Source organism: Alistipes sp. 56_sp_Nov_56_25 (assembly GCF_001915285.1).
Lineage (GTDB): Bacteria > Bacteroidota > Bacteroidia > Bacteroidales > Rikenellaceae > Alistipes > Alistipes shahii.
Genome location: NZ_MNQF01000003.1, coordinates 72,842 through 95,919 on the forward strand (window position 1 = coordinate 72,842; position 23,078 = coordinate 95,919).

Consider the following 23,078-nt stretch of genomic DNA (forward strand, 5'->3'; position numbering starts at 1 on the left):
CACGTTCATTATGTCTTTTATCAATGAAAGGGTTCAGCCCGAGGGACTTACCTTCGACGATGTGCTGCTTATACCCGCCTATTCGGAAGTGTTGCCGCGAGAGGTCAATGTTCAGACCCGTTTCTCGCGAAATATCTCTCTCAACATCCCCATTGTGTCCGCCGCCATGGACACGGTAACCGAGGCGCCGCTGGCCATCGCCCTGGCGCGGGAAGGAGGAATCGGCGTGATCCACAAGAACATGACCATCGCCGAGCAGGCCGCGCAGGTCCGCAAGGTGAAGCGCGCCGAGAACGGCATGATCTACGATCCGGTGACCATTTCCAAGGACCACACCGTCGGCGACGCGCTGAACCTGATGAAAGAGAACAAGATCGGAGGCATTCCGGTCGTGGATGCGGACAGGATGCTTATCGGCATCGTCACCAACCGCGACCTGCGTTTCCAGCGCGACATGTCGCGCCGCATCGAGGAGGTGATGACGCCCGGCGACCGCCTCGTGACGACGCACAATCCCGAACTGGCCCACGCCCAGGAAATACTGCTCAACAGCAAGATCGAAAAGCTCCCCGTGGTGGACGACGCAGGCCGTCTGGTGGGGCTGATCACTTATAAGGACATCACCAAGGTGCAGGATCACCCCAATGCCTGCAAGGACGCGAAGGGCCGCCTGCGCGTGGCGGCCGGCGTCGGCGTTACGCCCGACGCGATGGACCGCGTGAAGGCGCTGGTCGCCGAGGACGTCGACGCCGTGGTGCTCGACTCGGCGCACGGCCATTCGGCCAACATCGTTTCGATGCTCAAGCGGATCAAAGAGGTTTATCCGTCGCTCGACGTGGTGGTGGGCAACATCGCCACGGGCGGGGCCGCGCGCTACCTGATCGAGAACGGCGCCGACGGCGTGAAGGTCGGCATCGGTCCCGGTTCGATCTGCACGACGCGCATCATCGCGGGTGTGGGCGTTCCCCAGCTGACGGCCATCTACGACGTGGCCTGCGTGGCCCGCGAGAGCGGCGTTCCGGTGATCGCCGACGGCGGACTGCGTTATTCGGGCGATCTGGTCAAGGCGCTGGCTGCGGGCGGCGACTGCGTGATGATCGGTTCGATGTTCGCCGGCACGGAGGAGGCTCCGGGCGAGACGATCATCTTCAACGGCCGCAAGTTCAAGAGCTACCGCGGCATGGGCTCGATCGACGCCATGAAGGCCGGGTCGGCCGACCGCTATTTCCAGAAGGGCTGCGAAGGCAACATCAGCAAGCTCGTTCCCGAAGGCATCGCCGCGCGCGTGCCGTTCAAGGGCTCCCTTTCCGAGACGGTTTACCAGCTCATCGGCGGCGTCCGTTCGGGCATGGGCTACTGCGGCGCGAAGGACATCGAGACGCTCAAGCAGGCCCGGTTCATCCGCATCACGGCTTCGGGCATGCAGGAGAGCCATCCGCACGACGTAGCCATCACGAGCGAGGCGCCCAACTATTCGAGCGAACGGTAGATGGGACTCCCGGTTTCGAAATACGACTGGTGGATTCTGGCGGCGGCGTTCGCACTGTTCGCCGCATGGCTGATCACCCGCCTTCCGGTGCTGCGTACGCTGGTCCTTGCGGCGGCGTTGGGTTATCTTCTCCGGCGCGTGTGGGTGGGCTATCGAAATTTTGGAAAGTAATTGAACGACTGATATGGAAAAAATCCTGATTCTCGACTTCGGATCGCAGTACACGCAGCTGATCGCACGCCGTGTCCGCGAACTGAACGTCTATTGCGAAATCCACCCCTTCAACAAAATTCCGGCGATAGACGCGTCGGTGCGGGGCGTGATTCTTTCGGGCAGTCCCTTCTCCGTGCGGGACGCACAGGCCCCGACTCCCGACCTTTCGGCCATCAAGGGCAAACTGCCGCTGCTGGGCGTCTGCTACGGCGCGCAGTTCCTCGCCTCGGCTTTCGGCGGCGAGGTGCAGCCCGCGCCCAGCCGCGAATACGGCCGTGCGATGCTCACCGTGGGCGACGCCTCGGATGCGCTGATGCGCGGCCTTCCGGCCCGCACGCAGGTGTGGATGTCGCACGGCGACACCATTACGCGCGTGCCCGACAACTATGAACTGATCGCCAGCACCGAGGACGTGCGCGTCGCCGCCTTCCACGTCGGGGGCGAGCAGACGTGGGGCATCCAGTTCCACCCCGAAGTGTACCATTCGACCGACGGCACGCAGCTGCTCAAAAACTTCGTCGTGGACATCTGCGGCTGCGGGCAGTCGTGGACCTCGGAGGGTTTCGTGGAGGCTACCGTGCGCGAACTGCGCGAGAAGCTGGGCGACGACAAGGTCGTGCTGGCGCTTTCGGGCGGCGTGGATTCGTCGGTGGCGGCCGTGCTGCTGCACAAGGCCATCGGCAAGAACCTCTACTGCGTCTTCGTCGACTCGGGCCTGCTGCGCAAGAACGAGTTCGGGGAGGTGCTGGAGTCCTATAAGCACATGGGGCTGAACGTCAAGGGCGTGAATGCCTCGGCCAAGTTCCTGGGCGATCTGGCGGGCGTTACGGACCCCGAGCGGAAGCGCAAGATCATCGGCCGCGACTTCGTGGAGGTTTTCAACGAGGAGGCCATTCAGATCAAGGACGTCAAGTGGCTGGCGCAGGGTACGATCTATCCGGATGTGATCGAGTCGTGTTCGGTCAACGGCCCTTCGGCCACGATCAAGTCGCACCACAACGTCGGCGGGCTTCCCGAGAAGATGAACCTGAAGATCGTCGAGCCGCTGCGCCTGCTGTTCAAGGACGAGGTGCGCCGCGTGGGCCGTTCGATGGGCATTTCCGAACAGCTGATCGGCCGCCATCCCTTCCCGGGACCGGGCCTTGCGATCCGCATTCTGGGCGACATCACGCCCGAGAAGGTCGAAATCCTCCAGAACGTCGACAAAATCTATATCGACTCGCTGCGCGCCGCCGGGCTGTACGACCAGGTGTGGCAGGCGGGGGCTGTCCTGCTTCCGGTGAAGAGCGTCGGCGTGATGGGCGACGAGCGCACCTACGAGAGCTGCGTGGCCCTGCGCGCCGTGACCTCCACGGACGGCATGACGGCCGACTGGGTGCACCTGCCCTACGAGTTCCTGGCCAACGTGTCGAACGACATCATCAACAAGGTCAAGGGGGTCAACCGCGTAGTCTACGACATCTCCTCCAAACCGCCCGCAACCATCGAGTGGGAGTAGGGGGATTCCCGTTATGAAAAAGGACCGCATCCGCGGGAAATTCACTGTTGTAAACGAGGTTTCGGTTTCCAGACCGTCGCCTCGTTTGCTTTTGTTTATATGCATCGTTCTGAACTGCAATCCGCAGCGGGCGTTTCGCCTATTCCGACCGTCGTCATGGAAATTCCGAAAGAGGTCTGCAACCTCAAGGACCGCCGCAGCGACCTGTACGAGGTGCGGGTGAAAAAATGAAGGACACGGTGACGGGCTTGAAAACGGGGAGCGCATGCGGGCCTTGATTGTCGGGGCCTGATGCGGCCGGGCATTATGCCGCAGTGTACGCGCATTTTTTGTTTAGGACGGGCTATGGAAAAGCCCTGGGCGGCGATGCCCGGTATAGATTGTTTCGCTGTAAACAGCGTGCATGGCTTTTTGTGAATTTTCTTGCCGCATGGCTAAATAATGAGCCGGCGCAGACGGTAGACGTAATGGTCTACGGCATGCAGTCCGGCAGCGAAACCTTTTCTGTGCACCCTTGCAACGAGTCCGGCAACGCCCGAAATACCGTATGTGACGCAACACATTGATAAAAACGCAGCACGCGAGCACCCTTGGGCTCCGCGCTGGAACATGGATACGGACGTGCGTGCTTTTTCGCACTCCTGCAAGACACCGGTAAGACTTAAATTGGAATTATAGACGTATTCGCATTGCCATTGGTCGGCAAGTAAATTCCCCCCCCCACGGGTTAGGAACGTTTCATTCGTGAATTTCCATGGAGCGTCCGGCCTGTTCCCCGACTCCTTGCAGAGCAGGCAGGCCATGAAAACCGTTAGCAGTATGAATACCGATTTACGCATTCCGACAAACTGAATCCATATACAAAATTAACGGTTCATACGGGGCCGGCAAATTTTTCGGCGATTTATGCCGGAAACGGAGATGAATCCGTCCGAATGCAGCATATTGCCGTATGCTTCGATCGGATTCTGTTCGGGAATGGGCGAGAAGGCGAGAGACTGCATGTTGTCATTCAGTATGATGCGCAATGAAAGGCAAAAAAAGTAAACGAGGCGATGGCCTGGAAACCGAAACCTCGTTTACGATAGTCAATAGTGAACTCTCCGCGGATGCGGTCCTTTCTTGCCGCTGCGGGGTTATTTCACCGAGACGGGCAGCGTGGCGGCGATGTCGGCCGACGAGGTTCCCAGCGAAAGGGTGTATTCGCCCGGGTTGACCTTCCAGCCGCGCGACTGCGTGTCCCAGAACGCCAGCGCCTGCCGGTCGAGTTCGAACTCCACGACGGCGCTTTTGCCGGGGGCCAGGGTCACTTTCCGGAAGCCTTTCAGCTCCTTTTTCGGCCGGAGGACCGTCGGGGCGTTCTCCGTGACGTAGAGCTGCACGACCTCCGCGCCCTCGCGGTCGCCCGTGTTGGTCAGCGTGACGCTCACCTTCAGCGGCTTGTCGGCGGGGAACACCTTCGGGGCGCGGGGTTTCGAAAGCTCGAACGTGGTGTACGAAAGTCCGAATCCGAAGGGGTAGAGCGGTGCGATGCCCTTGGTCTCGTACCAGCGGTAGCCGACCAGCACCGACTCCTTGTAGTCGATGTCGTAGAGCTGGATCAGGCGTTCGTTGTAGGCGCGGGGCGCCTTGTTGTAGAACTCCGCGCCGGCGGGCATCGTGCCTTTGGCGGGGGAGTCGTTGAACTCCTTCTCGATGGTCATGGGCAGTTTGCCCGAGGGCGACAGTTTGCCCGAAAGAATGTCGGCCAGCGCCGTGAAGCCGCTCTGGCCCGGATACCAGCCGTAGATCACCGCCGCGGCTTTGTCGTTCCAGCCGCCCATGCGGATTCCCGAACCCGAGTTGACCAGCACGATGGTGTTGGGATTGGACTCGACGGCCGTGCGGATGAAGGCCTCCTCCTCCTTGGGCAGCGCGAAGGGGCGTTCGAACGACTCCACGTCGATCGTGCCCGTCGAGAGCAGCACCACGTCGGCGGCGGCCAGCTCCTCGCGGGAGGGTTTTTCGACGACGCGGACCGCATCGCCGTAGACCTCGCGGAGCGCCGCGGTCAGCGTCACGTTGTCGTAGCCCAGCACCTCGGCCGAGGACGACGTGCTGCCTCCCGTGCGGGGAATCTGCTCGGTGAAGCGTCCCGTCAGCAGGATTTTGCGGCCTTCGGCGAGGGGCAGGATGCCGTTGTTGCGCAGCAGTACGATGCCCTCGGCGGCCACGTCGTAGCCGGTCTGCTTGTGCGCCGGGAATTTCTCCAGCAGGGCGGGAACGTACTTCTCCCGGTCGTAAAGTCCGAAGGCGATGCTCGTGGCGATGTTGGGGCGGATCATTTTCTCAATGTCCCTTTCGGTGATGCGGCCCTCCTTGAGCAGCGCGCGCACCTCGCCGAAGAACTCCTTGCGGCCCGGCATCTCGACGTTCTGGCCGCTCTTGACCACCTTCTCCGTGTCGTTCACCGACGACCAGTCGCTCATCACGCAGCCCCGGAATCCCAGCTCGCCGCGCAGGATGCGCCGGATCAGGTCGGCGTTCTGCCCGGCCCACTCGCCGTTGAGGCGGTTGTAGGAGGTCATCACGTAACCCACGCCAGCGTCGATGCCGGCCTTGAACGGCGGCAGGTAGAGTTCGTGCAGCGCCCGTTCGTCGACGATCGAGTTCGAGCGGCGGCGGTAAAATTCCGTCTCGTTGCAGATGAAGTGTTTCAGACACGCCACGGTTCCCGTCGACTGCATGCCCTTCACATACTCGGCGACCATCGCCGAGGCGAGCAGCGGATCTTCGCCCATGTATTCGAAGTTGCGTCCGTTCTGCGAGTTGCGGTAGATGTTCATGCCCGGACCCAGCAGGACTTCGATGCCTCCGGCGCGGCACTCTTCGCCCACGGCTTCGGCATAACGATAGGCCAGCGACGGGTTGAAGGTCGCTGCGAGGGAGATCGGGCACGGAAAGGCCGTCGAACGCTCCAGCTGGCGGACCATCGTCGGGTCGGACAGGTTGTCGCGCATGTGCACGCCCTGCGTGGCGTCGGAGAGATAGATGTAGGGCATGCCTTTCTCGGGCACGCCGTAGAAGAAGAACGAGGAGTAGCCGCGCATGAACGAGATCTTCTCGTCGAGGGTCAGCTGTGCGATCCGGGCGTCGGCCTGCCGGTAGGCCTCGTCCCACGCTACGACCTGCTGGGCGGCGGCCGGTGCGATCGCCGCGGCTGCCGTTGCGAAGGCGAGCAAAAGTTTTACGGAGGTTTTCATCGTTTTTTGAATTGGTTTGCGTTTCTGTCTTTTGCAAAGTTAGCGCATGAACGGCCCGCCGGAACGGCTCTTCGGAAAAATATAAATGATATGAACTGTCAGTTTTCTGAAAACCAGTTGATTGATGTTTCGGATGGCGTTGAATTATACAAATAAAACAGGTCCGATAATTTGCTTTTGCATGCTTTTTATCGTTATATTTGTGCAAATCCGTTGCCTGAAATGAAAAAACTGCCTCTCCTTTTCGCGGCCTTTCTCGTCGTCTCCGCATCCGGCCTGCGTGCCGGGGAACCTTCGGACATACATACGCTGCTTCGCCGCCTGGACGGTCTGCTCGACCGCCGCGAGGAGTTCCTGCTCCGTCACGAAGCGCGCCTCGACTCGCTCAAATCCCTGCTATGCGGCGACACCCTCGGGTTCGGGGCGCGTTATGCCGTCACGGCGGAGATCGCGGAGCGTTATTTCGCCTACCAGAGCGACTCGACGATCGCCTACCTGCGCCGGAATGTCGCGCTGGCCGAAAGGGCGGGGAATGCCGACCTGACGATCCGCGCCAAATCGGTCATGGCGATGTGTTACAGCATGAACGGCCGCTTCCTCGAAGCCGACCGGGTGCTGGCCGGGGCGACCGACACGCTGCATATGAGCCGTGCGACGCAGGCGGCCTATTATGCCGCGCAGCACCGTCAGAACCGCGAGTGCCGCAGCCAGAGCGAGCCGGGGGCGGAGCGCGACCGGTTTCGGGCCTGCGAGGAGTACTACGCCCGCCGTGCGCTGGAAACCACCGGCGACATTTCGAAACGTTTCTATTTCGCCTACCTCGTCGCTGTGGACGAAGGGGATTACGACCGTGCCGCCGCGGCCTGCGACAGTGCGTTGGCATGCGCTCCGCCCGCGTCGCACGACTATGCTCGGGCGGCGTTCTACCGTTCGGAGACCGAAAGGTTCCGGGGCGACGAAGCGGCTCGTTTCGAATGGCTCGTGCGCGCCGCCATGGCCGACGTGCAGGGAGCTGTCCGCGACTACGGCGCCTTGGGCGGCGTGGCCGAAGAGCTGCTGCGCCGGGGCGACGCCGCACGGGCGATGCGGTGTATCCGCGTTGCGATCAACGACACGCAGGCCTACAATTCGCCCATCCGTTCGTGGCGCGACATGGCGATTCTGCCCCAGATCGAGCAGGCGTACAGCGAGCGCAATGCCCGTCTGCGCGCGATGTACGTCGCGCTGATCCTTCTGGCCTTTCTTTTCGCCCTCTCGGCAATCGGAGGCGTGCTGTTCGTCCTGCGCCAGAACCGGCGGCTCAACGCCGTGCAGCAGACCTTGCGCGAGTCGAACGGGAAACTGGCCGAGCTGGCTGCCAGCCTGCGCGAAACCAATGCCGACTTGAGCCGGCAGAACATCCGCATCGCTGACGCCAACCGCATCAAGGAGGTTTATATCGGCGGGTTCCTGAAGACGATCTCCGAATATATCTACAAACTGGCCGACACCTACCGTCATGTCGGCCGGATGCTGCGCGACGGCCGTTCCGACGAGCTGCGCCGCGAGTACGCCGGAACCGATGTCCGGAGCGACGAACTGAAAGAGTTTTACCACAATTTCGACACCACCTTCCTGGGGCTTTTCCCCTCGTTCATCGGGGAGTTCAACCGCCTGCTCGCCGACGATGCGCGCATCGGGGTCCGCCGTCCGGGAAGCCTCACGACCGAACTGCGCATCTTCGCGCTGGTCCGGCTGGGCATCACCGACACGGCGACCATCGCCGCACTGCTGCACTGTTCGGTCAATACGGTGTACAGCTACCGTTCGCGCATGCGGTTGCGTTCGCTCGTTCCGGAGCGGGATTTCGAACAGCGGGTGCAGTCCATCGGTCTCTGGGACGATGCCGCGGAGCTTTCCGGGACCTGATCGGAACGGGGCCTCTTGTCGGCGAAACACGGAGTTTTTTCGCTCGGGGTGTACGCTCCGACGCGGAAATGCGTATATTTGCAGCTCGCATATACCGATACGATGAAAGATTTTGCAGCCATAGATTTCGAAACGGCCAACGGCAAGCGCACGAGCGTCTGCTCGGTGGGCGTCGTCGTCGTGCGCGGCGGCGAGGTGGTCGATACGTTTTACCGCCTGATCCGTCCCCGTCCCAATTTTTACAGCCATTTCACGACGGCCATCCACGGTCTGCGCTATGAAGATACGGCTGATGCCCCCGATTTCGCGTCGGTGTGGCGCGAAATCGAACCCCGTATCGAGGGGCTGCCGCTCGTGGCCCACAACTCGCCCTTCGACGAAGGCTGCCTGCGGGCCGTCTTCGAACTGTACGGCATGCCCTGGCCCGGTTATACCTTCTACTGCACCTGTCGGGCCTCGCGCCGCACCTTCGGCAGCCGCCTGCCCAACCATCAGCTGCACACCGTCTCCGCCGCCTGCGGCTTCGAACTCGAAAACCACCACCACGCGCTGGCCGATGCCGAGGCGTGCGCGCAGATCGCCCTGAAAATCCTATAATATATAGGTGTCGCTCGAGAAGTCTGATTTTTACGATTTCACCCCTGCCGGAGAGCTTCCGGCAGGGGTGATTTTTTTCGGACGGATTTTTCGGACGGCCTTTTCTCTCCGTCAAAGCCCCAGCTCCAGCTGGAAGCGGATCTCCCAGCGGTTGTAATTGGGGTCTATGGACCTGCTCCGGGTGTTGTACGACATGTCGGCCTGCACTTTGAGGCTGTGGCCGATGATGTAGCGCGTGATGCCCAGCGTGGTCTGGTTCCAGTTGCGGTATCCGGCCAGCGGCTGCACTTCGCTGTCCGGGAACAGCGTCGAGTTGCGCAGGGCGATTTCCCATTTTTTGTTGAACAGGTAGCTGGTCTGCACGTTGAGACCCTGCCCGTTGTAGACGAAGGCTCCGGTTTCGGGGCTGAACAGCGGGTCGCTGCACGAACGGCCCATGAAATCGGTGTAGAAGGCGAAGCCCCGGTATTCGAGGATGAAATCGACGAAATAGGACCCCAGGTTGCGTGTGGCGTCGCCGGGCATCACGGCTCCCCGCTGACCCTTCAGCCGCGAGGCCTTGTGGTTGTAGGAGTAGGCTCCGGCGAGCAGAATCTTCACCCGCTCCTCGAATTCGTAGTTGCCCTCGATGACGTCGCCCTTCGACTTGAAGCGTCCCAGCGGATAGAGTTCCAGACGCCCCGTATAGGCCAGCCCTCCGGTCGGCGAACTGCCCCAGTTGCGGCCTTCGCCCAGCGTGACGGAGCCTTTTGCCGAGAGGTTGAAGCCCTCGCCGTGGCGCATGTTGTATTCGCCGAAGAACCCGAAGTCGCGGTCGAGGTTGAATTCGCTGTTGACGATGCTCCGGTCGACGAATTGCAGGGCGCTCGACGAGTTGATCCGCGCGCGGTTGGCCTTGATCTTGGTCTGCCCGAAGCCGATGTTCCAGGTGGCGTTGGGCACGTAGTAGACGATGGCGTCGCGCACGATGTTCATGTCGCCGCCGGGCAGCGGCTCTGTGTCGTAGGAGGTGAATCCCAGCTGGACCGAGTAGACCAGTTTGGGCGAATAGATGTAACCGTCGAAGCGCAGCCGCAGCCGTTTGACGCGGGCCTCGGTCTTGGTGAGCGTGAAGTCGTCGTCGAACGACAGCGCCAGAAGGTTCTGCATGCGGAAGCGCATCGTCAGTTCGAACCAGTCGTTTTTGGGCCGGAAGGTGATGCCCTTGCCGATTTCGATGTTGGGCATGTTGCGCAGCTGTGCCAGCAGTTCGCCGGTCGAATCGGCCGCGATGATTTCGGTGCGGAGGTTGCGTTTCTGCGCCGCAGGGACCTGCGGCCTCTCCTGTGCCGCGGCCAGCGACCAGCAGGCGGTCAGCAGGAGCAGGATCGGGAATTTTTTCATCGTATCTTTCTGTTAATTCTCTTTCGGTTGCATGTCGGACAAAAGTACAAAAAATATGCAGAGTCCGGGGAACCGCGATGCAAAGTTGGGGCGTAAATCTGAAACGAATTTGAAATACAGGGGCGGCAGAGGGCTTTCGGCGGGTAAAAAGATGCGGCGGAAGAGATAAAATCCGGAAAAATAGGATTTCTGGAATAAAATGTGTATCTTTGTTGCCAAACAATCGAGTTTTGTTTTGAATCTTTCTTTGTAAGTGTTTGATCCCGCAGTCCATCGCGGTTTCCCCCATTCTCAAAATCGACCTCATTAGCTTGCTCTTTTGTTGGGAGCGGTGCGCCTTGTGCGCTTCGGTATTTGCAAAAAAATAATTGATAAATGGCCAAACGAATTACATCGGGAAAGAGAGAAAGAGAGAAATTAAAGCAGACCAAACGTCAGGACAAGCAGAAGAAAAAGGAGGAGCGTCTGAGCGGCGGGAGCCGCAGTTTCGAGGACATGCTGGCGTATGTCGACGAAAACGGCGTCCTTCACACGACCCCGCAGGATGTGAAGCCCAAGGAGGAGATCGACGCCTCGCAGATCGAAATTTCGGTCCCGAGACAGTCGGAAATCGAGGAGGAGGAGCCGATGAGCGGCCGGGTGGAATATTTCACCGCATCCAAAGGCTACGGCTTCATCAAGGATGCCGCCAGTTCCGAGAAATACTTTTTTCACATCACCAACGCCCCGGCGGGCATTGCCGAAGGGGACCGGGTGACGTTCGAACTCGAACGCGGCACGCGGGGAATGAATGCAGTACGAATAGTTATCAGTAACAAATAACACTTTTTTAATTAACTTATCAAGAGAATGAACATTTATGTTTCGCATCTGAGCTGGGGCACGAGCAGTGAGGGCTTAGGAAATTTATTCATGCAGTTCGGCGAAGTAGCGTCGGCTAACGTTATTACCGACCGGGAGACGGGCCGTTCGCGCGGTTTCGGCTTCGTCGAGATGCCCAATGAGGAAGAGGGTCAGAAGGCCATCGACCAGCTCAACGGAACCAGCTTCGAGGGTCAGACGATCACGGTCAACGTGGCTCGTCCCCGCGAGGAGCGCTCTTCGGGCGGCTACGGCGGCAATCGCGGAGGCGGTTACGGCGGCAACCGTGGCGGAGGCTACGGCGGCAACGGCGGCGGTTACGGTCGCAACCGGTACTAATTCCGGATTTTATTTCAGAACGGATCTCCGGGAGAGCGTTTCTCCCCATACCATACGGAGCGGGGCGGTTTTTACCGCCCCGTTTTTTGTTTTTCCCTATTTTCCACACGCCCAGCGACATCGGGAAAAAGAGCGAAAAATTACCCGCGGGACCTCTGTTTTTCCCGAAAAAAGCGATAACTTGCCGCCATGAAGGAGACGGTGCTCGAAAAACTCAAGGTGCTGGCCGAGTCGGCCAAATACGACGTTTCGTGCGCTTCGAGCGGCGTGACGCGCAAGCATCGTGCGGGCGGGGTGGGCAGCGCCGCGGGGTGGGGCATCTGCCACTCCTTCACGGCCGACGGACGCTGCGTCTCGCTGCTGAAGATCATGCTCACCAACGTCTGCATCTACGACTGCGCCTACTGCATCAACCGCCGCAGCAACGACATTCCGCGCGCCGCCTTCACGCCGGGCGAACTGGCCGAACTGACCATCGAGTTCTATCGCCGCAACTACATCGAGGGGCTTTTCCTCTCGTCGGGCGTCGTCCGCGATCCCGACTATACGATGGAGCGCATGGTCCGCGTGGCCCGCGACCTGCGCACGGTGCACCGTTTCAACGGGTACATCCATCTGAAGAGCATTCCCGGTGCCAGCCGCGAACTGGTGGCCGAGGCCGGACGCTACGCCGACCGCATGAGCGTCAACATCGAAATCCCGACCGAACGCAACCTGCAATTGCTGGCCCCCGACAAGAATTACGAAAGCATCTACCGCCCGATGAGCTACATCCAGCAGGGGGTGCTCCAGAGCGCCGAGGAGCGTACGCGCTTCCGCCATGCGCCCCGCTTCGCTCCTGCCGGGCAGAGCACGCAGATGATCGTCGGGGCCACGGACGAGAGCGACCGCGACATCCTGCTGCTCTCGTCGGCCCTCTACGGACGGCCCACGATGAAGCGGGTCTACTACTCGGGCTTCATTCCCGTCAATCCCTACGACAAGCGGCTTCCGGCGCTCGACAAGGCGCCGCTCGTGCGCGAGAACCGGCTCTACCAGGCCGACTGGCTGATGCGTTTCTACGGGTTCCGCGCCGAGGAGATCGCCGATGAGCAGACGCCCCGGCTGGATCTCGACATCGACCCCAAGCTGGCCTGGGCTTTGCGGAATCCCGCGTTTTTTCCTGTCGATGTCAACCGTGCGGACTACGAGGCTCTGCTGCGCGTGCCGGGCATCGGGGTCAAGTCGGCCCGGCTGATCGTCTCCTCGCGCCGCTACCGGACGCTGACGCAGCAGTCGCTGCGGCAGATCGGCGTGGTGATGAAGAAGGCGCAGTATTTCATCAGCTGCCGGGAACTTACTGCGGGGCAGGGCGTCAACGAACTGCGCCCCGAGCAGGTGCGCCGCCTGCTGACCGCTCCGCAGCGGCGCAGGCAGGATCGGAACGAAGGCCAACTGACCCTTTTCTGACGCGATGCTGGTTTTCCGATACGACAAATCCTTCGACGGGCTGCTGTCGGCCCTGTTCGATGCCTACTCGATGCGGGCGTTTCCCGAGGCGCTGATCGGCCCCGGGGAACCCGAACCGCTTTTTACGGAGCGCGTCCACGACGTTGCGACCGACGAGGCGCATGCCGGCCGTGTGTGGCGGGGACTGGAACGGCGGCTGACCGCCCGCACCCGTTCGATGTTCGTCTATGCCTGGCACGGGGAGCAGCCGCAGGGCGACCTGCTGATGCTGCGCTGTCTGCGCCGTGTTTTCGACGAGGGCGGAGGCGTCGTGGCCGACCAGGCCGATCCCGACATGAAGTCCCTTTTCCAGTTGGCGCTCAAGGTCTCCCACGAGCGGGAACGTCTCAAACAGTTCGTCCGCTTCCAGAAAGCCGCCGACGGGACCTATTTCGCCGCCGTCACGCCCGAGCACGACGCCCTGCCGTTGGCGGTGGACTATTTCACCGACCGTTTCGCCGACCAGCGGTGGCTGATCTACGACAGGCGGCGCGATTGCGGCTACTATTACGACGGGCATACGGCGCGGTGCGTCACGCTGGAGGACGACCGGGGAATGATCGCCGACAAACTTGCCGACGAATGGCTCGCCGAGGACGAGCGGCAGTTTCAGCTGCTGTGGAAAAACTATTTCCGGGCGCTGGCGATCCCCCAGCGCATCAACGAGCGCCAGCAGCGCCGTATGATGCCCCGTCGTTACTGGAAGCATCTGACTGAAATGGAGTGACCGGCCGGGACGGGGAGGCCGGTTTTCGGTCAGACATGCAGGTTGAACAGCTTGGCGATGCCCGTCACGACGATCTGGACGCCGACGCAGAAGGTGAAGAAGGCGACCATCTTGTTGATGACGATGCTGCCGCTGTTGCCGATTTTGCGGATGATCCGTTCGCCCTGCGACAGGAACAGATAAAGTATCAGGCACATCAGTACGATGACCAGCGCGATGATCGCGTAGGAGAGCAGGCCCCGCGCCCAGCCGTTCTTCATGCTGACCGACGCCATCAGCGTCAGGATGACCGAGACGCTGCCCGGGCCGATGCTGATGGGAAAGGTGATCGGGTAGAAGATCTGCGACTCGATGGCCGATTTGTGAATGGGGTTGACGTCCTTGCCCTGCGTCCGTCCCACCGAGGAGTCCGAATCGCCGAGCCATTGCAGGGCGGTGCGGCAGATCAGCAGTCCTCCGCCCAGTTGGATGACCGGGAGCGAAAGCCCGAAAAGCGACAGCACGAAATGCCCCACGGCCAGGCTGCCCAGCCCGACGAGCAGATAGTCGGTGACGATTCTGCGGATGATCGACCTGCGGTCCTCGTCGTTCAGCCCCGACAGCAGTCCGTTGACCAGGAATCCGGCTCCCACCGGGTTGGCCACCGGGAACAGCGCCATGAAGGCGGATATGAACGTGAACAGAAACCCTTCCTTTAACATCTTGAGGTTCGGAACTTTGTATTGCAGGCTTGACTCCAGCAAGAACCGTTCCAAACCTTTCCGGTTTGCGGGTGGAGCCATATCGCCCGGAGGCGGAAGCCGTTCGGTTTCCGGATCACGCGTAATCCCGGTCTCCAACGACGACAACAATCGCAGACCGGAAAAGTAAAACCCTGCAAGTCGTTGATCTTGCAGGGTTTTCTGTTTTATAGCCGCTTTGCGTGTCGGCTTTTGCGGAGAGGACGAGATTCGAACTCGTGGTACAGGTTGCCCCGTACGTCGGTTTAGCAAACCGGTGGTTTCAGCCACTCACCCACCTCTCCGGACACGCCTTCCGGCTGTTAACTCCGAAAGGGTGTGCAAATATAGAATCTTTTTAGGGAAATACAAAGAAATGCGGTCAAAATTTGTATTTTTGCGTAAATCCTCGACCCCGGTTTGAAACGCACCCGTTGCATATTACATATGGTGTGCTGCTTTTGTCGCGGTATCCGCCGCAGCGCAGCCTGCGCCGGAAAACCGCCTCGTGCGGCCGCTCGCCGAGGTGCTGCCCGAAGCTGCGCCGTGCGCTTTCCCGGGCGGACTGCCCCCGGCGGCTCTCCCAAGCTGCGCACGACCGGAACGAATCATCGAAAACTGGAATAGCCATGAAACGGATTCTCTTGCTTTTGCTGGCCCTCGGGGCCGTTTGCAGCCTGAATGCCAAAACCCGGAAATGCCTCTACCGTGTGACGGTCACGGGCAAGCGCGCCGAATGTCCGGTCGTGATCCGCGATGTGCCCGAGTGGGCGCAGAGCGCCGTCGTGTCGCTCGGGGGCGTGCATCAGATTCCTTCCCAGCTGGACAAACGGCTGGGCGAACTGGTTTTCGTAGCCAACATCACGGGACACCAGAACCCGACAAGCGCGTTTTCAAAAAACGCGTACATGCCCAGATGTGGCTCAAGAACCCCGACAAGACCCTGCGAGCCGTCGGTTGCGCCTCCTCGGAGAAGAACGACATGTACCATAAACTGCACCACCACGGCCCGGCCTTCGAGTCGGAGTACGCCGCCTACCGCATCTATTTCGACAACAAGCAGACCATCGACACCTACGGCAAGAAGCGTCCGCAGCTCGAGCTGGCCGAGACGATGTGGTATCCTTCGGACGAGCAGCTCTCCCGCGGCTACGGCCACGACAACCTGCGCGTCTTCGGGTCGGTGGGCGTGGGGACGCTCAAGGGCTGGGACGCCGAAAAGAGAAAGATGGTCCACATCACCGATTTCAAACGCCGCGAAGCCCGCATTCTGGCCGACGGACCCATCCGCACGGTGGTCGAAATGCGGGTCGAAGGGTGGCGCTACGGAGGGCGCGAGATCACGATGACCTCGCGCTACATTCTTTACGCCGGGCACGGCGACGTGCAGGTCGAAAACCGCATCGAGGGCGACTTCAGGGGACTGGTCTTCACGACCGGCGTGATGAAGATGGCCGAAAGCGAGGTTTGTAAGAACGATAACGTGATCGCCGCCTTCGGGCGCGACTTCCCCGAAAACGACACCGTGAAGTGGGAGCGCGAGAGCGTCGGGCTGGCCGTCGCCGTGCCGCAGAGGCAGATCGTCTCGCAGACCGACGACAAGACCAGCTACCTCTTCCAGCTCACGCCCGATGCCCGCGGACGGATCGACTACGCGTTCGAGATGATCTGGCGCAAGAGCGAATGGCTCAAGGACCGCAGCGATACCGAATGCGTCCTGGGACTGATGGAGTCGGTGGGGGCGGCCCGGACCCCGGTCGTCGTTTCGCGGATCAGACAGTTTTGAGAAAAAGTGCATCGTTTGCGTCAAAAAATCCCTGTCCGATAAGCGGGGGCAGTGTACTTTTGTATACCTGAAATTGCGAAAATTTTACGTATACGAATAAAACCACCTCTCTTATGAACTTCAGACAAGTGACGATTTGCGCAGCCGCGGCGCTCCTGGCAGCCGCCGCAGGATGCCGCGCACACGCCCCGGCCTGCAACCTTCCGTTCGAGATGCCGCAGGTCGCCCGGCCCGCGATTCCTTCGAATGCGGTCAGCGTCGCCGACTGCGGCGGCTCGGGCGGCGACGACGCGGGAACCGACTATGCGATGACCCTCTCGGTCACGGCGGGTGTGCTCTCGCCCAACATCACGGGCCTGTCGACCAGCTGGGCTGCCGGCGACAGTACGTGGACGGCGACCGACGATACCGGGGCCGCCAGGTAGCCGGAAGGCTTCGCAAAAAAGAGGCGCGGAACGTTCCGCGCCTCTTTTTTGCCGTTTGACCGTTGCGGAACCGGATTTGCAGGGGAGATGGTAAAAATGTAAATGGAATTTTGTATCTTTGCATGATATTTCGCTTGTAATGGCAGAAAACGAGAAAAACATACTGGAGAATATCGGAGAGCAGGAATACAAGTACGGCTTCACGACGGACATCGAAACCGAAACCATCGGCAAGGGTCTTTCGGAGGAGGTCGTGCGGCTGATCTCCGCCAAAAAGGGCGAGCCGGAGTGGATGACCGAGCGGCGCGTGGCGGCCTACCGCCATTGGCTGACGCTGGAGCCTCCGACCTGGGCCCACCTGACGATCCCCCCGATCGACTTTCAGGACATTATCTACTACGCGGCTCCCAAGCCCAAAAAGCAGCTCGGTTCGATGGACGAGGTCGACCCCGAGCTGAAGCGCACGTTCGACAAACTGGGCATCCCGCTCGAAGAGCAGATGGCTCTTGCGGGCGTCGCGGTCGACGCCGTGATGGACTCCGTGTCGGTCAAGACCACTTTCAGGGAGGTGCTGGCCGAGAAGGGCATCCTCTTCTGTTCGATCTCCGAGGCGCTGCGCGACTTTCCCGAGCTGGTGAAAAAATACCTCGGGAGCGTCGTGCCCTATACCGACAACTTCTACGCTGCGCTGAACGCCGCGGTCTTCTCCGACGGCTCGTTCTGCTACATCCCCAAGGGGGTGCGCTGCCCGATGGAGCTGTCGACCTATTTCCGCATCAACGCCGCCGGCACGGGGCAGTTCGAACGCACGCTGATCGTGGCCGACGAGGGCGCCTACGTGAGCTACCTCGAAGGGTGCACCGCGCCGCAGCGCGACGAGAACCAGCTGCACGCCGCCGTGGTCGAGATCGTGGTCGAGCGGGACGCCGAGGTGAAGTATTCCACCGTTCAGAACTGGTATCCCGGCGACAAGCAGGGCCGGGGCGGCATTTATAACTTCGTCACCAAGCGCGGCATCTGCCGCGAGAACGCCCGGCTGTCGTGGACGCAGGTCGAGACGGGTTCGGCGATCACGTGGAAATATCCGAGCTGCATCCTCGCGGGCGACAACTCCGTCGGGGAGTTCTACTCGGTGGCCATGACCAACAATTTCCAGCAGGCCGACACGGGTACGAAGATGATCCACATCGGCCGCAACACCCGCAGCCGCATCGTCTCGAAGGGCATTTCGGCGGGCCGGAGCGAGAACTCCTACCGCGGCATGGTCCGCGTGGCGAAGGGGGCGGAGAACGCCCGCAACTACTCGCAGTGCGATTCGCTGCTGATCGGCGACAAGTGCGGGGCGCATACCTTCCCGGTGATCGACGTGCGTAACCCGACGGGTGTGGTGGAACACGAGGCCACGACCTCGAAAATCTCCGACGACCAGCTGTTCTACTGCAACCAGCGCGGACTCTCGACGGAAGACGCCGTGGGGCTGATCGTCAACGGCTATGCCCGCGAGGTGCTGGCCAAACTGCCGATGGAATTCGCCGTCGAGGCGCAAAAACTGCTGGCTCTCCAGTTGGAAGGCAGCGTAGGGTAGTTTGCTGTTTGCGTCTGCAATCCGGTCGCATGCGATAAGCCCCTCCCGAGGAAGGGGTTTAGGGTGGGGTCAGGCTTGCAAACACGGCGGAACGCCGTGGAAACGACCTGCGAGAGCGAAAAAAGGAAACGAGAATAATAGTAAGTTGATGATATGTTAAAGGTACATAATTTACACGCCTCGGTCGACGGCAAGGAGATTCTCCGGGGTATCGACCTCGAAGTCAGGGCCGGTGAGGTGCATGCCATCATGGGGCCTAACGGCTCGGGCAAGTCGACGCTGGCGTCGGTGCTGGCGGGCAATGAAAAGTTCACCGTCACCGAAGGGTCGGCCGAGTTTCTGGGTCGCGACCTGCTGTCGATGCCCATCGAGGACCGGGCGCGGCTGGGGCTGTTCCTGGGCTTCCAGTATCCGGTGGAGATCCCGGGCGTCACGATGGCTAATTTTATGAAGCTGGCCGTCAACGAACAGCGCAAGTTCCGCGGCGAGGAGCCGCTTTCGGCCGCCGAATTCCTGAAACTCATGCGCGAGAAGAGCGCCGTGGTGGAACTCTCGTCGAAACTCACCTCGCGGGCCGTGAACGAAGGCTTCTCGGGCGGCGAGAAGAAGAAGAACGAGATTTTCCAGATGGCGATGCTCGATCCGAAGCTGGCGATCCTGGACGAGACCGACTCGGGGCTCGACATCGACGCCCTGCGCATCGTCGCCACGGGCGTCACCAAACTCCACCGGGCGGATAACGCCACGGTGGTCATCACGCACTACCAGCGCTTGCTGGACTACATCGTGCCCGACGTGGTGCACGTGCTCTACAAGGGCCGTATCATCCATTCGGGCGACAAGTCGCTGGCCCTTCGGCTCGAGAAGGAGGGGTACGATTGGCTCATCAACGAATACGACCGGTAATGGAGGCGATTCTCGACATCATCCGCAGGTTTCGTCCGGCGGATGGCGAGGTGCTCCGGATCGACGGGGCTGCGGCCGAACCCTTTGCGGCGGTCGATCCCCGGAAGCTCCGCATCGAGGCCGTTGCCGGCGCTTCGGCGCGGATCGTCGTGCTGCACACCGCGGCCGACATGTCGGTCGTGGAGGTGGAGTTGGGCGAGGAGGCGCAGTTGGAGCTGACCGAATTGTTTACGGCCGAGGCGTTTGCCGAGGTCTCGGTGAAGCAGGCTGCCCGCAGCCGTTGCCGCCTGACGACGGTGCAGTTGTCGAGCGCCAACGCCTCGTACCGCATCGACCTCGACGGCGCGGATGCCGAAAACGAACTGGGCGGGGTATTCCTCGCCGCGGGCAATGAGCACTGCGTGGTGAAACTTCGCACGGGACACAATGTCGCCGATTGTCGCAGCAATTCCTACATCAAAGGTGTTGCCGGCGGGCAGGCTGTCGGGGAGTTCTGCGGAATGGTCTACGTGGCCCCCGACGCCCAGCGCACCGACGCCCGGCAGCAGAGCCGCAATATCCTGTTGAGCCGGACGGCCCGCATCACGACCCAGCCGCAGCTGGAAATCTACGCCGACGACGTGAAATGCTCGCACGGCGCGACGGTGGGGCAGATGGATGCCGAGGCGATACTTTACATGCGCCAGCGCGGTTTGAGCGAAGCCCAGGCCCGGCGGTTGCAGATCGAGGGATTCGTCGGCGACGTGGTGACCCGCTGCGGCATCGAGCCGCTGTGCGGGGCGATCCTGGAACGGGCCGCGGCGAAAATCGAAACCCTGTGAGAAATGTTCGACGTTGAAAAAATACGGGAGGAGTTCCCGATCCTGCACCGCGAAGTCTACGGCAAGCCGCTGGTTTACCTCGACAGCGGGGCTACGGCCCAGAAACCCCGGACGGTGATCGAGACGGTCGATCGCCTTCACCGGGAGCTGAACGCCAACATTCACCGCGGGGTGCATTTCCTCTCGGAGGAGGCGACGGTGTTGTATGAAGCCGCCCGGGAGCGGATCGCGTCGTTCGTCGGGGCGGCCGCGAAGGAGGAGATCGTCTTCACGGCGGGCGCCACGGCGTCGCTCAACACGGTGGCTTACGCCTGGGGCGACGCCTTCGTCGGAGCGGGGGACAACATCCTCGTCAGCGAGATGGAGCACCACTCGAACATCGTGCCGTGGCAGATGCTGGCCGAACGCAAGGGGGCCGAAATCCGCGTGCTTCCGTTCGACGAGGCGGGAGCGCTGCGCACGGACCTCCTGCCGTCGCTCGTGGACGAACGTACGCGCGTGGTGGCCGTCACGCAGGCGTCCAACACGCTCGGCACGCGGCCCGACCTGCGGACGGTGGTCGCAGCGGCGCATGCCGTCGGAGCCGTTGTCGTTGTCGACGGCTGTCAGGGCGTGGTTCACGGCGGGGTCGATGTCCGGGCGATGGACTGCGACTTCTACGCCTTCTCGGGCCACAAACTCTACGGGCCGACGGGAATCGGCGTGCTGTACGGCAAGCGCGAACTGCTGGAACGGATGCCGCCGTTCATGGGCGGCGGCGACATGGTCGACACGGTGACGTTCGCGAAGACCACCTATGCCCCCGTGCCGCTGAAATTCGAGGCCGGAACGGCCAATTTCGTGGGCGCCATCGGACTGGGCGAGGCGGTGAAGTTTATGCAGCGGTTCGACCCTGCGGAGATCGAAGCCCACGAGGAGGCGCTGCTGCGCCGCGCCACGGAGCGGCTGGAGGGGATCGGCGGACTGCGGATTTACGGCACGGCGCCCGGCAAGTGCGCCATTCTCTCGTTCAATGTCGAGGGGGTGCATCCCTATGATATGGGGATGATTCTCGACAAGCTGGGCATTGCGGTCCGCACGGGCCAGCACTGCGCCGAGCCGGTGATGGACCACTACGGGACGACGGGCATGTGCCGGGCCTCGTTCGCACTGTACAATACGCTTGCGGAGGCCGATGCGCTGGCCGCCGGGGTCGAACGGGCCGTGAAGATGCTGCGCAACTGAAAATTAAAAACTACTACCTATGTTCATCGTACTCGAAGGCTTGGACGGAGCGGGCAAGTCGACCCAGATCCGGATGTTGCGCCAGTTGCTCGCAGAACGTGGCGTGGAGAGCGAATACGTTCATTTTCCGCGTTTCGATGCGCCGGTCTACGGCGAACTGATCGCCCGCTTCCTGCGCGGCGAATTCGGCGGCGTGAACGAAGTCGACCCCTATCTGGTGGCCCTGCTCTTCGCGGGCGACCGGGCGGCGGCCGGCCCGCAGATCCGGGCGTGGATCGCCGAAGGCAAAGCCGTGGTCCTCGACCGTTACGTCTATTCGAACGTGGGTTTCCAGTGTGCGAAACTACCTGCCGGCGAGCGGCGCGACCGCCTCGCGCAGTGGATTCTGGACCTGGAATTCGGTTACAACGACCTGCCGCGCCCCGATCTGTCGCTGTTCCTCGACGTGCCGTTCGCCTTCACCGAACGAAAGCTCACGGAGGTCCGCGAGGGAGACGACCGCGACTACCTGCAAGGCAGCCGGGACATTCACGAAGACGCTCTCGACCTGCAACGGCGCGTGCGCGAGGTGTACCTCGCCGCCGCGGCGAAGGACGATTCGCTGCGTGTGGTCGATTGCAGCGATCCGTCGGGGGCGATGGGTTCGCCCGAACATAATTTCGAAAAAATACGGGCCGTGCTGGCCCCGATACTCGACGCGCGATGAGAAAGACCCGGACTTTCAAAATCGCGGCCAACGTCTGCCGGCTGATCCTCGCCTGCACGTTCATCGTTTCGGGTTTCACGAAGGTGATAGATCCGTGGGGCACGGCGCTGAAGGTCAACGAGTACCTTTCGATCTACGGACTCGACTACCTGCAGCCCGGGGCGATGGTCTTTTCGATCTGGCTGTGCGGCGCGGAGCTGATGATGGGCTGCATGCTGCTGTTCAAGGTCCGTATCCGGCTGATTTCGATCTTCGCCGTGCTGTCGATGGTTTTCTTCACGCTGCTGACGCTGTTGAGCGCCACGCTCATCCCCGTCGAGGACTGCGGGTGCTTCGGCGAGGCGCTGAAACTTACCCCGTGGGAGACTTTCGTCAAGAACGTCGTGCTGCTGCCGATGGCCTTCGTGGTGTGGTGGCGTTACCGGCCCGACAAGATTTTCGCCTTCAAACCGCTGGAGATCGTGCTTACCTGCACGTTCTTCTTTCTGGCGATGTACCTCGGCTATTACTGTTACATTCACCTGCCGCTCGTGGATTTCCTGCCCTATAAGGTCGGGGTCAATATCCGCGAGGCGATGCAGGCTCCCATCGTCGAGCCGGGCGAGTCGGAAACCGTGCTGGTCTACCGCAACAGGCGGACGGGCCGCGAGCGCGAGTTCTCGCTGGAAGACACCGAGTGGCAGGATGCCGAAAAATGGGAGTGGGTCGACACCCGCACCACGAGCGAAGTCCCGGCCGTGAGACCTCTTGTGAGCGAATTCGCCCTGCGCGACGCCGAGGGCGACGCCACGGAGGAGGTGCTGACGATGCCGGGGCGGGTTTACATGCTCTGCGTCACGGCTTTCGACCGCCTGCCGCGTTCGTGCGCACGGCGCATGGCCCGGCTTGCGGAGCGCGCCCGTGAGGAGGGTGCGCACGTGGTCTGCCTGACGCCCGATCCGCTTTACGGCGTCACGTGGCACGAGTTCGGCACGGTGGAGGTGCGGTGCTACAACATCGACGCCTCGACGATGAAAACCATGCTCCGCGCCGATAACGGGCTTGTCGTGCTGGACGACGGAACCATCACCTCTAAAAAGAACTGTCGCGATATTCGTCCGTAGGGGCATCCTGCGGGACGCTGGTATGAAAGTTGACGCCGGAAACGGTGTCAACTTTTTT

21 protein-coding genes and 1 tRNA gene are annotated in these 23,078 nt (G+C 61.4%); 18 read left to right on the forward strand and 4 right to left on the reverse strand.

Going from position 1 to position 23,078, the window contains the following annotated elements; all coding sequences use genetic code 11:
* Positions 1-10 precede the first annotated feature (10 nt).
* From guaB to BHV64_RS02095, 4 genes are all read left to right on the forward strand, one after another.
* Positions 11-1,489, forward strand: coding sequence for an IMP dehydrogenase (guaB, locus tag BHV64_RS02080; protein ID WP_015546570.1), 1,479 nt, complete (start codon positions 11-13; stop codon positions 1,487-1,489).
* Positions 1,490-1,660, forward strand: coding sequence for a hypothetical protein (locus BHV64_RS02085; protein WP_015546571.1), 171 nt, complete (start codon positions 1,490-1,492; stop codon positions 1,658-1,660).
* A 13-nt stretch (positions 1,661-1,673) separates the two neighbouring features.
* A complete protein-coding gene (gene guaA / locus BHV64_RS02090; protein WP_015546572.1) occupies positions 1,674-3,200 on the forward strand; it encodes a glutamine-hydrolyzing GMP synthase in 1,527 nt (508 codons plus the stop codon).
* Between the two features lie 99 nt (positions 3,201-3,299).
* Positions 3,300-3,431 carry a hypothetical protein gene (locus BHV64_RS02095; protein ID WP_256168911.1) on the forward strand — a complete coding sequence of 44 codons (132 nt, stop codon included), beginning with the start codon at positions 3,300-3,302 and terminating at the stop codon, positions 3,429-3,431.
* Between the two features lie 905 nt (positions 3,432-4,336).
* Here the strand turns inward: BHV64_RS02095 and BHV64_RS02100 are convergent.
* Positions 4,337-6,442: a beta-glucosidase gene (locus BHV64_RS02100; RefSeq protein ID WP_256169307.1), complete on the reverse strand. Its 2,106-nt coding sequence runs from the start codon at positions 6,440-6,442 to the stop codon at positions 4,337-4,339.
* Positions 6,443-6,664: 222 nt separating this feature from the next.
* Here BHV64_RS02100 and BHV64_RS02105 point away from each other — a divergent pair, with 222 nt between their 5' ends.
* Positions 6,665-8,350, forward strand: a complete 1,686-nt coding sequence (locus tag BHV64_RS02105) for a DUF6377 domain-containing protein (RefSeq protein WP_217727115.1) — start codon at positions 6,665-6,667, stop codon at positions 8,348-8,350.
* A 102-nt stretch (positions 8,351-8,452) separates the two neighbouring features.
* Complete coding sequence (locus BHV64_RS02110; RefSeq protein ID WP_022062360.1) at positions 8,453-8,947, forward strand: 3'-5' exonuclease; 495 nt, start codon at positions 8,453-8,455, stop codon at positions 8,945-8,947.
* Positions 8,948-9,058: 111 nt separating this feature from the next.
* On the opposite strand, the gene BHV64_RS02115 is transcribed toward BHV64_RS02110, so the two are convergent.
* Positions 9,059-10,330, reverse strand: coding sequence for a porin (locus BHV64_RS02115; RefSeq protein WP_022062361.1), 1,272 nt, complete (start codon positions 10,328-10,330; stop codon positions 9,059-9,061).
* A gap of 375 nt (positions 10,331-10,705) precedes the next feature.
* Between BHV64_RS02115 and BHV64_RS02120 the strand changes: the two genes are divergently transcribed.
* The 4 genes from BHV64_RS02120 to BHV64_RS02135 all read left to right on the forward strand — a co-directional run bounded on the left by BHV64_RS02120 (position 10,706) and on the right by BHV64_RS02135 (position 13,745).
* Positions 10,706-11,152 carry a cold shock domain-containing protein gene (locus BHV64_RS02120; protein WP_118406476.1) on the forward strand — a complete coding sequence of 149 codons (447 nt, stop codon included), beginning with the start codon at positions 10,706-10,708 and terminating at the stop codon, positions 11,150-11,152.
* Between the two features lie 27 nt (positions 11,153-11,179).
* Complete coding sequence (locus tag BHV64_RS02125; RefSeq protein WP_015546577.1) at positions 11,180-11,530, forward strand: RNA recognition motif domain-containing protein; 351 nt, start codon at positions 11,180-11,182, stop codon at positions 11,528-11,530.
* A gap of 189 nt (positions 11,531-11,719) precedes the next feature.
* Positions 11,720-12,979 (forward strand): putative DNA modification/repair radical SAM protein, encoded by a 1,260-nt coding sequence (locus tag BHV64_RS02130; protein ID WP_168950106.1) that lies wholly within the window; start codon positions 11,720-11,722, stop codon positions 12,977-12,979.
* 4 nt (positions 12,980-12,983) lie between these two features.
* A complete protein-coding gene (locus BHV64_RS02135) occupies positions 12,984-13,745 on the forward strand; it encodes a TIGR03915 family putative DNA repair protein (protein ID WP_288115532.1) in 762 nt (253 codons plus the stop codon).
* A gap of 29 nt (positions 13,746-13,774) precedes the next feature.
* Here BHV64_RS02135 and BHV64_RS02140 read toward each other — a convergent pair whose 3' ends face one another.
* Together BHV64_RS02140 and BHV64_RS02145 are read right to left on the reverse strand one after the other, a co-directional pair.
* Positions 13,775-14,446: a MarC family protein gene (locus BHV64_RS02140; protein ID WP_015546580.1), complete on the reverse strand. Its 672-nt coding sequence runs from the start codon at positions 14,444-14,446 to the stop codon at positions 13,775-13,777.
* Between the two features lie 234 nt (positions 14,447-14,680).
* Positions 14,681-14,769 (reverse strand) — tRNA-Ser (locus BHV64_RS02145).
* A 611-nt stretch (positions 14,770-15,380) separates the two neighbouring features.
* Between BHV64_RS02145 and BHV64_RS02150 the strand changes: the two genes are divergently transcribed.
* From BHV64_RS02150 to BHV64_RS02185, 8 genes are all read left to right on the forward strand, one after another.
* Positions 15,381-16,250, forward strand: a complete 870-nt coding sequence (locus BHV64_RS02150) for a DUF4861 family protein (protein ID WP_288115533.1) — start codon at positions 15,381-15,383, stop codon at positions 16,248-16,250.
* Positions 16,251-16,363: 113 nt separating this feature from the next.
* On the forward strand, positions 16,364-16,675 hold the full coding sequence (locus BHV64_RS02155) for a hypothetical protein (protein ID WP_195579367.1): 312 nt from the start codon (positions 16,364-16,366) through the stop codon (positions 16,673-16,675).
* 139 nt (positions 16,676-16,814) lie between these two features.
* Complete coding sequence (gene sufB, locus BHV64_RS02160; RefSeq protein ID WP_022062369.1) at positions 16,815-18,260, forward strand: Fe-S cluster assembly protein SufB; 1,446 nt, start codon at positions 16,815-16,817, stop codon at positions 18,258-18,260.
* 153 nt (positions 18,261-18,413) lie between these two features.
* Entirely contained in the window at positions 18,414-19,166 is a 753-nt protein-coding gene (gene sufC, locus BHV64_RS02165) for a Fe-S cluster assembly ATPase SufC (protein ID WP_217727121.1), read from the forward strand.
* Entirely contained in the window at positions 19,166-19,987 is an 822-nt protein-coding gene (locus BHV64_RS02170) for a SufD family Fe-S cluster assembly protein (protein WP_217727122.1), read from the forward strand. Before sufC ends, BHV64_RS02170 begins: the two co-directional genes overlap by 1 nt.
* A 3-nt stretch (positions 19,988-19,990) precedes the next feature.
* Positions 19,991-21,211, forward strand: coding sequence for a SufS family cysteine desulfurase (locus tag BHV64_RS02175; protein ID WP_217727127.1), 1,221 nt, complete (start codon positions 19,991-19,993; stop codon positions 21,209-21,211).
* 19 nt (positions 21,212-21,230) lie between these two features.
* Positions 21,231-21,917 carry a dTMP kinase gene (locus tag BHV64_RS02180; protein ID WP_015546591.1) on the forward strand — a complete coding sequence of 229 codons (687 nt, stop codon included), beginning with the start codon at positions 21,231-21,233 and terminating at the stop codon, positions 21,915-21,917.
* Positions 21,914-23,020 carry a BT_3928 family protein gene (locus BHV64_RS02185; RefSeq protein ID WP_118406474.1) on the forward strand — a complete coding sequence of 369 codons (1,107 nt, stop codon included), beginning with the start codon at positions 21,914-21,916 and terminating at the stop codon, positions 23,018-23,020. The genes BHV64_RS02180 and BHV64_RS02185 overlap by 4 nt, the downstream gene beginning before the upstream one ends.
* The last annotated feature ends 58 nt before the right edge of the window (positions 23,021-23,078 follow it).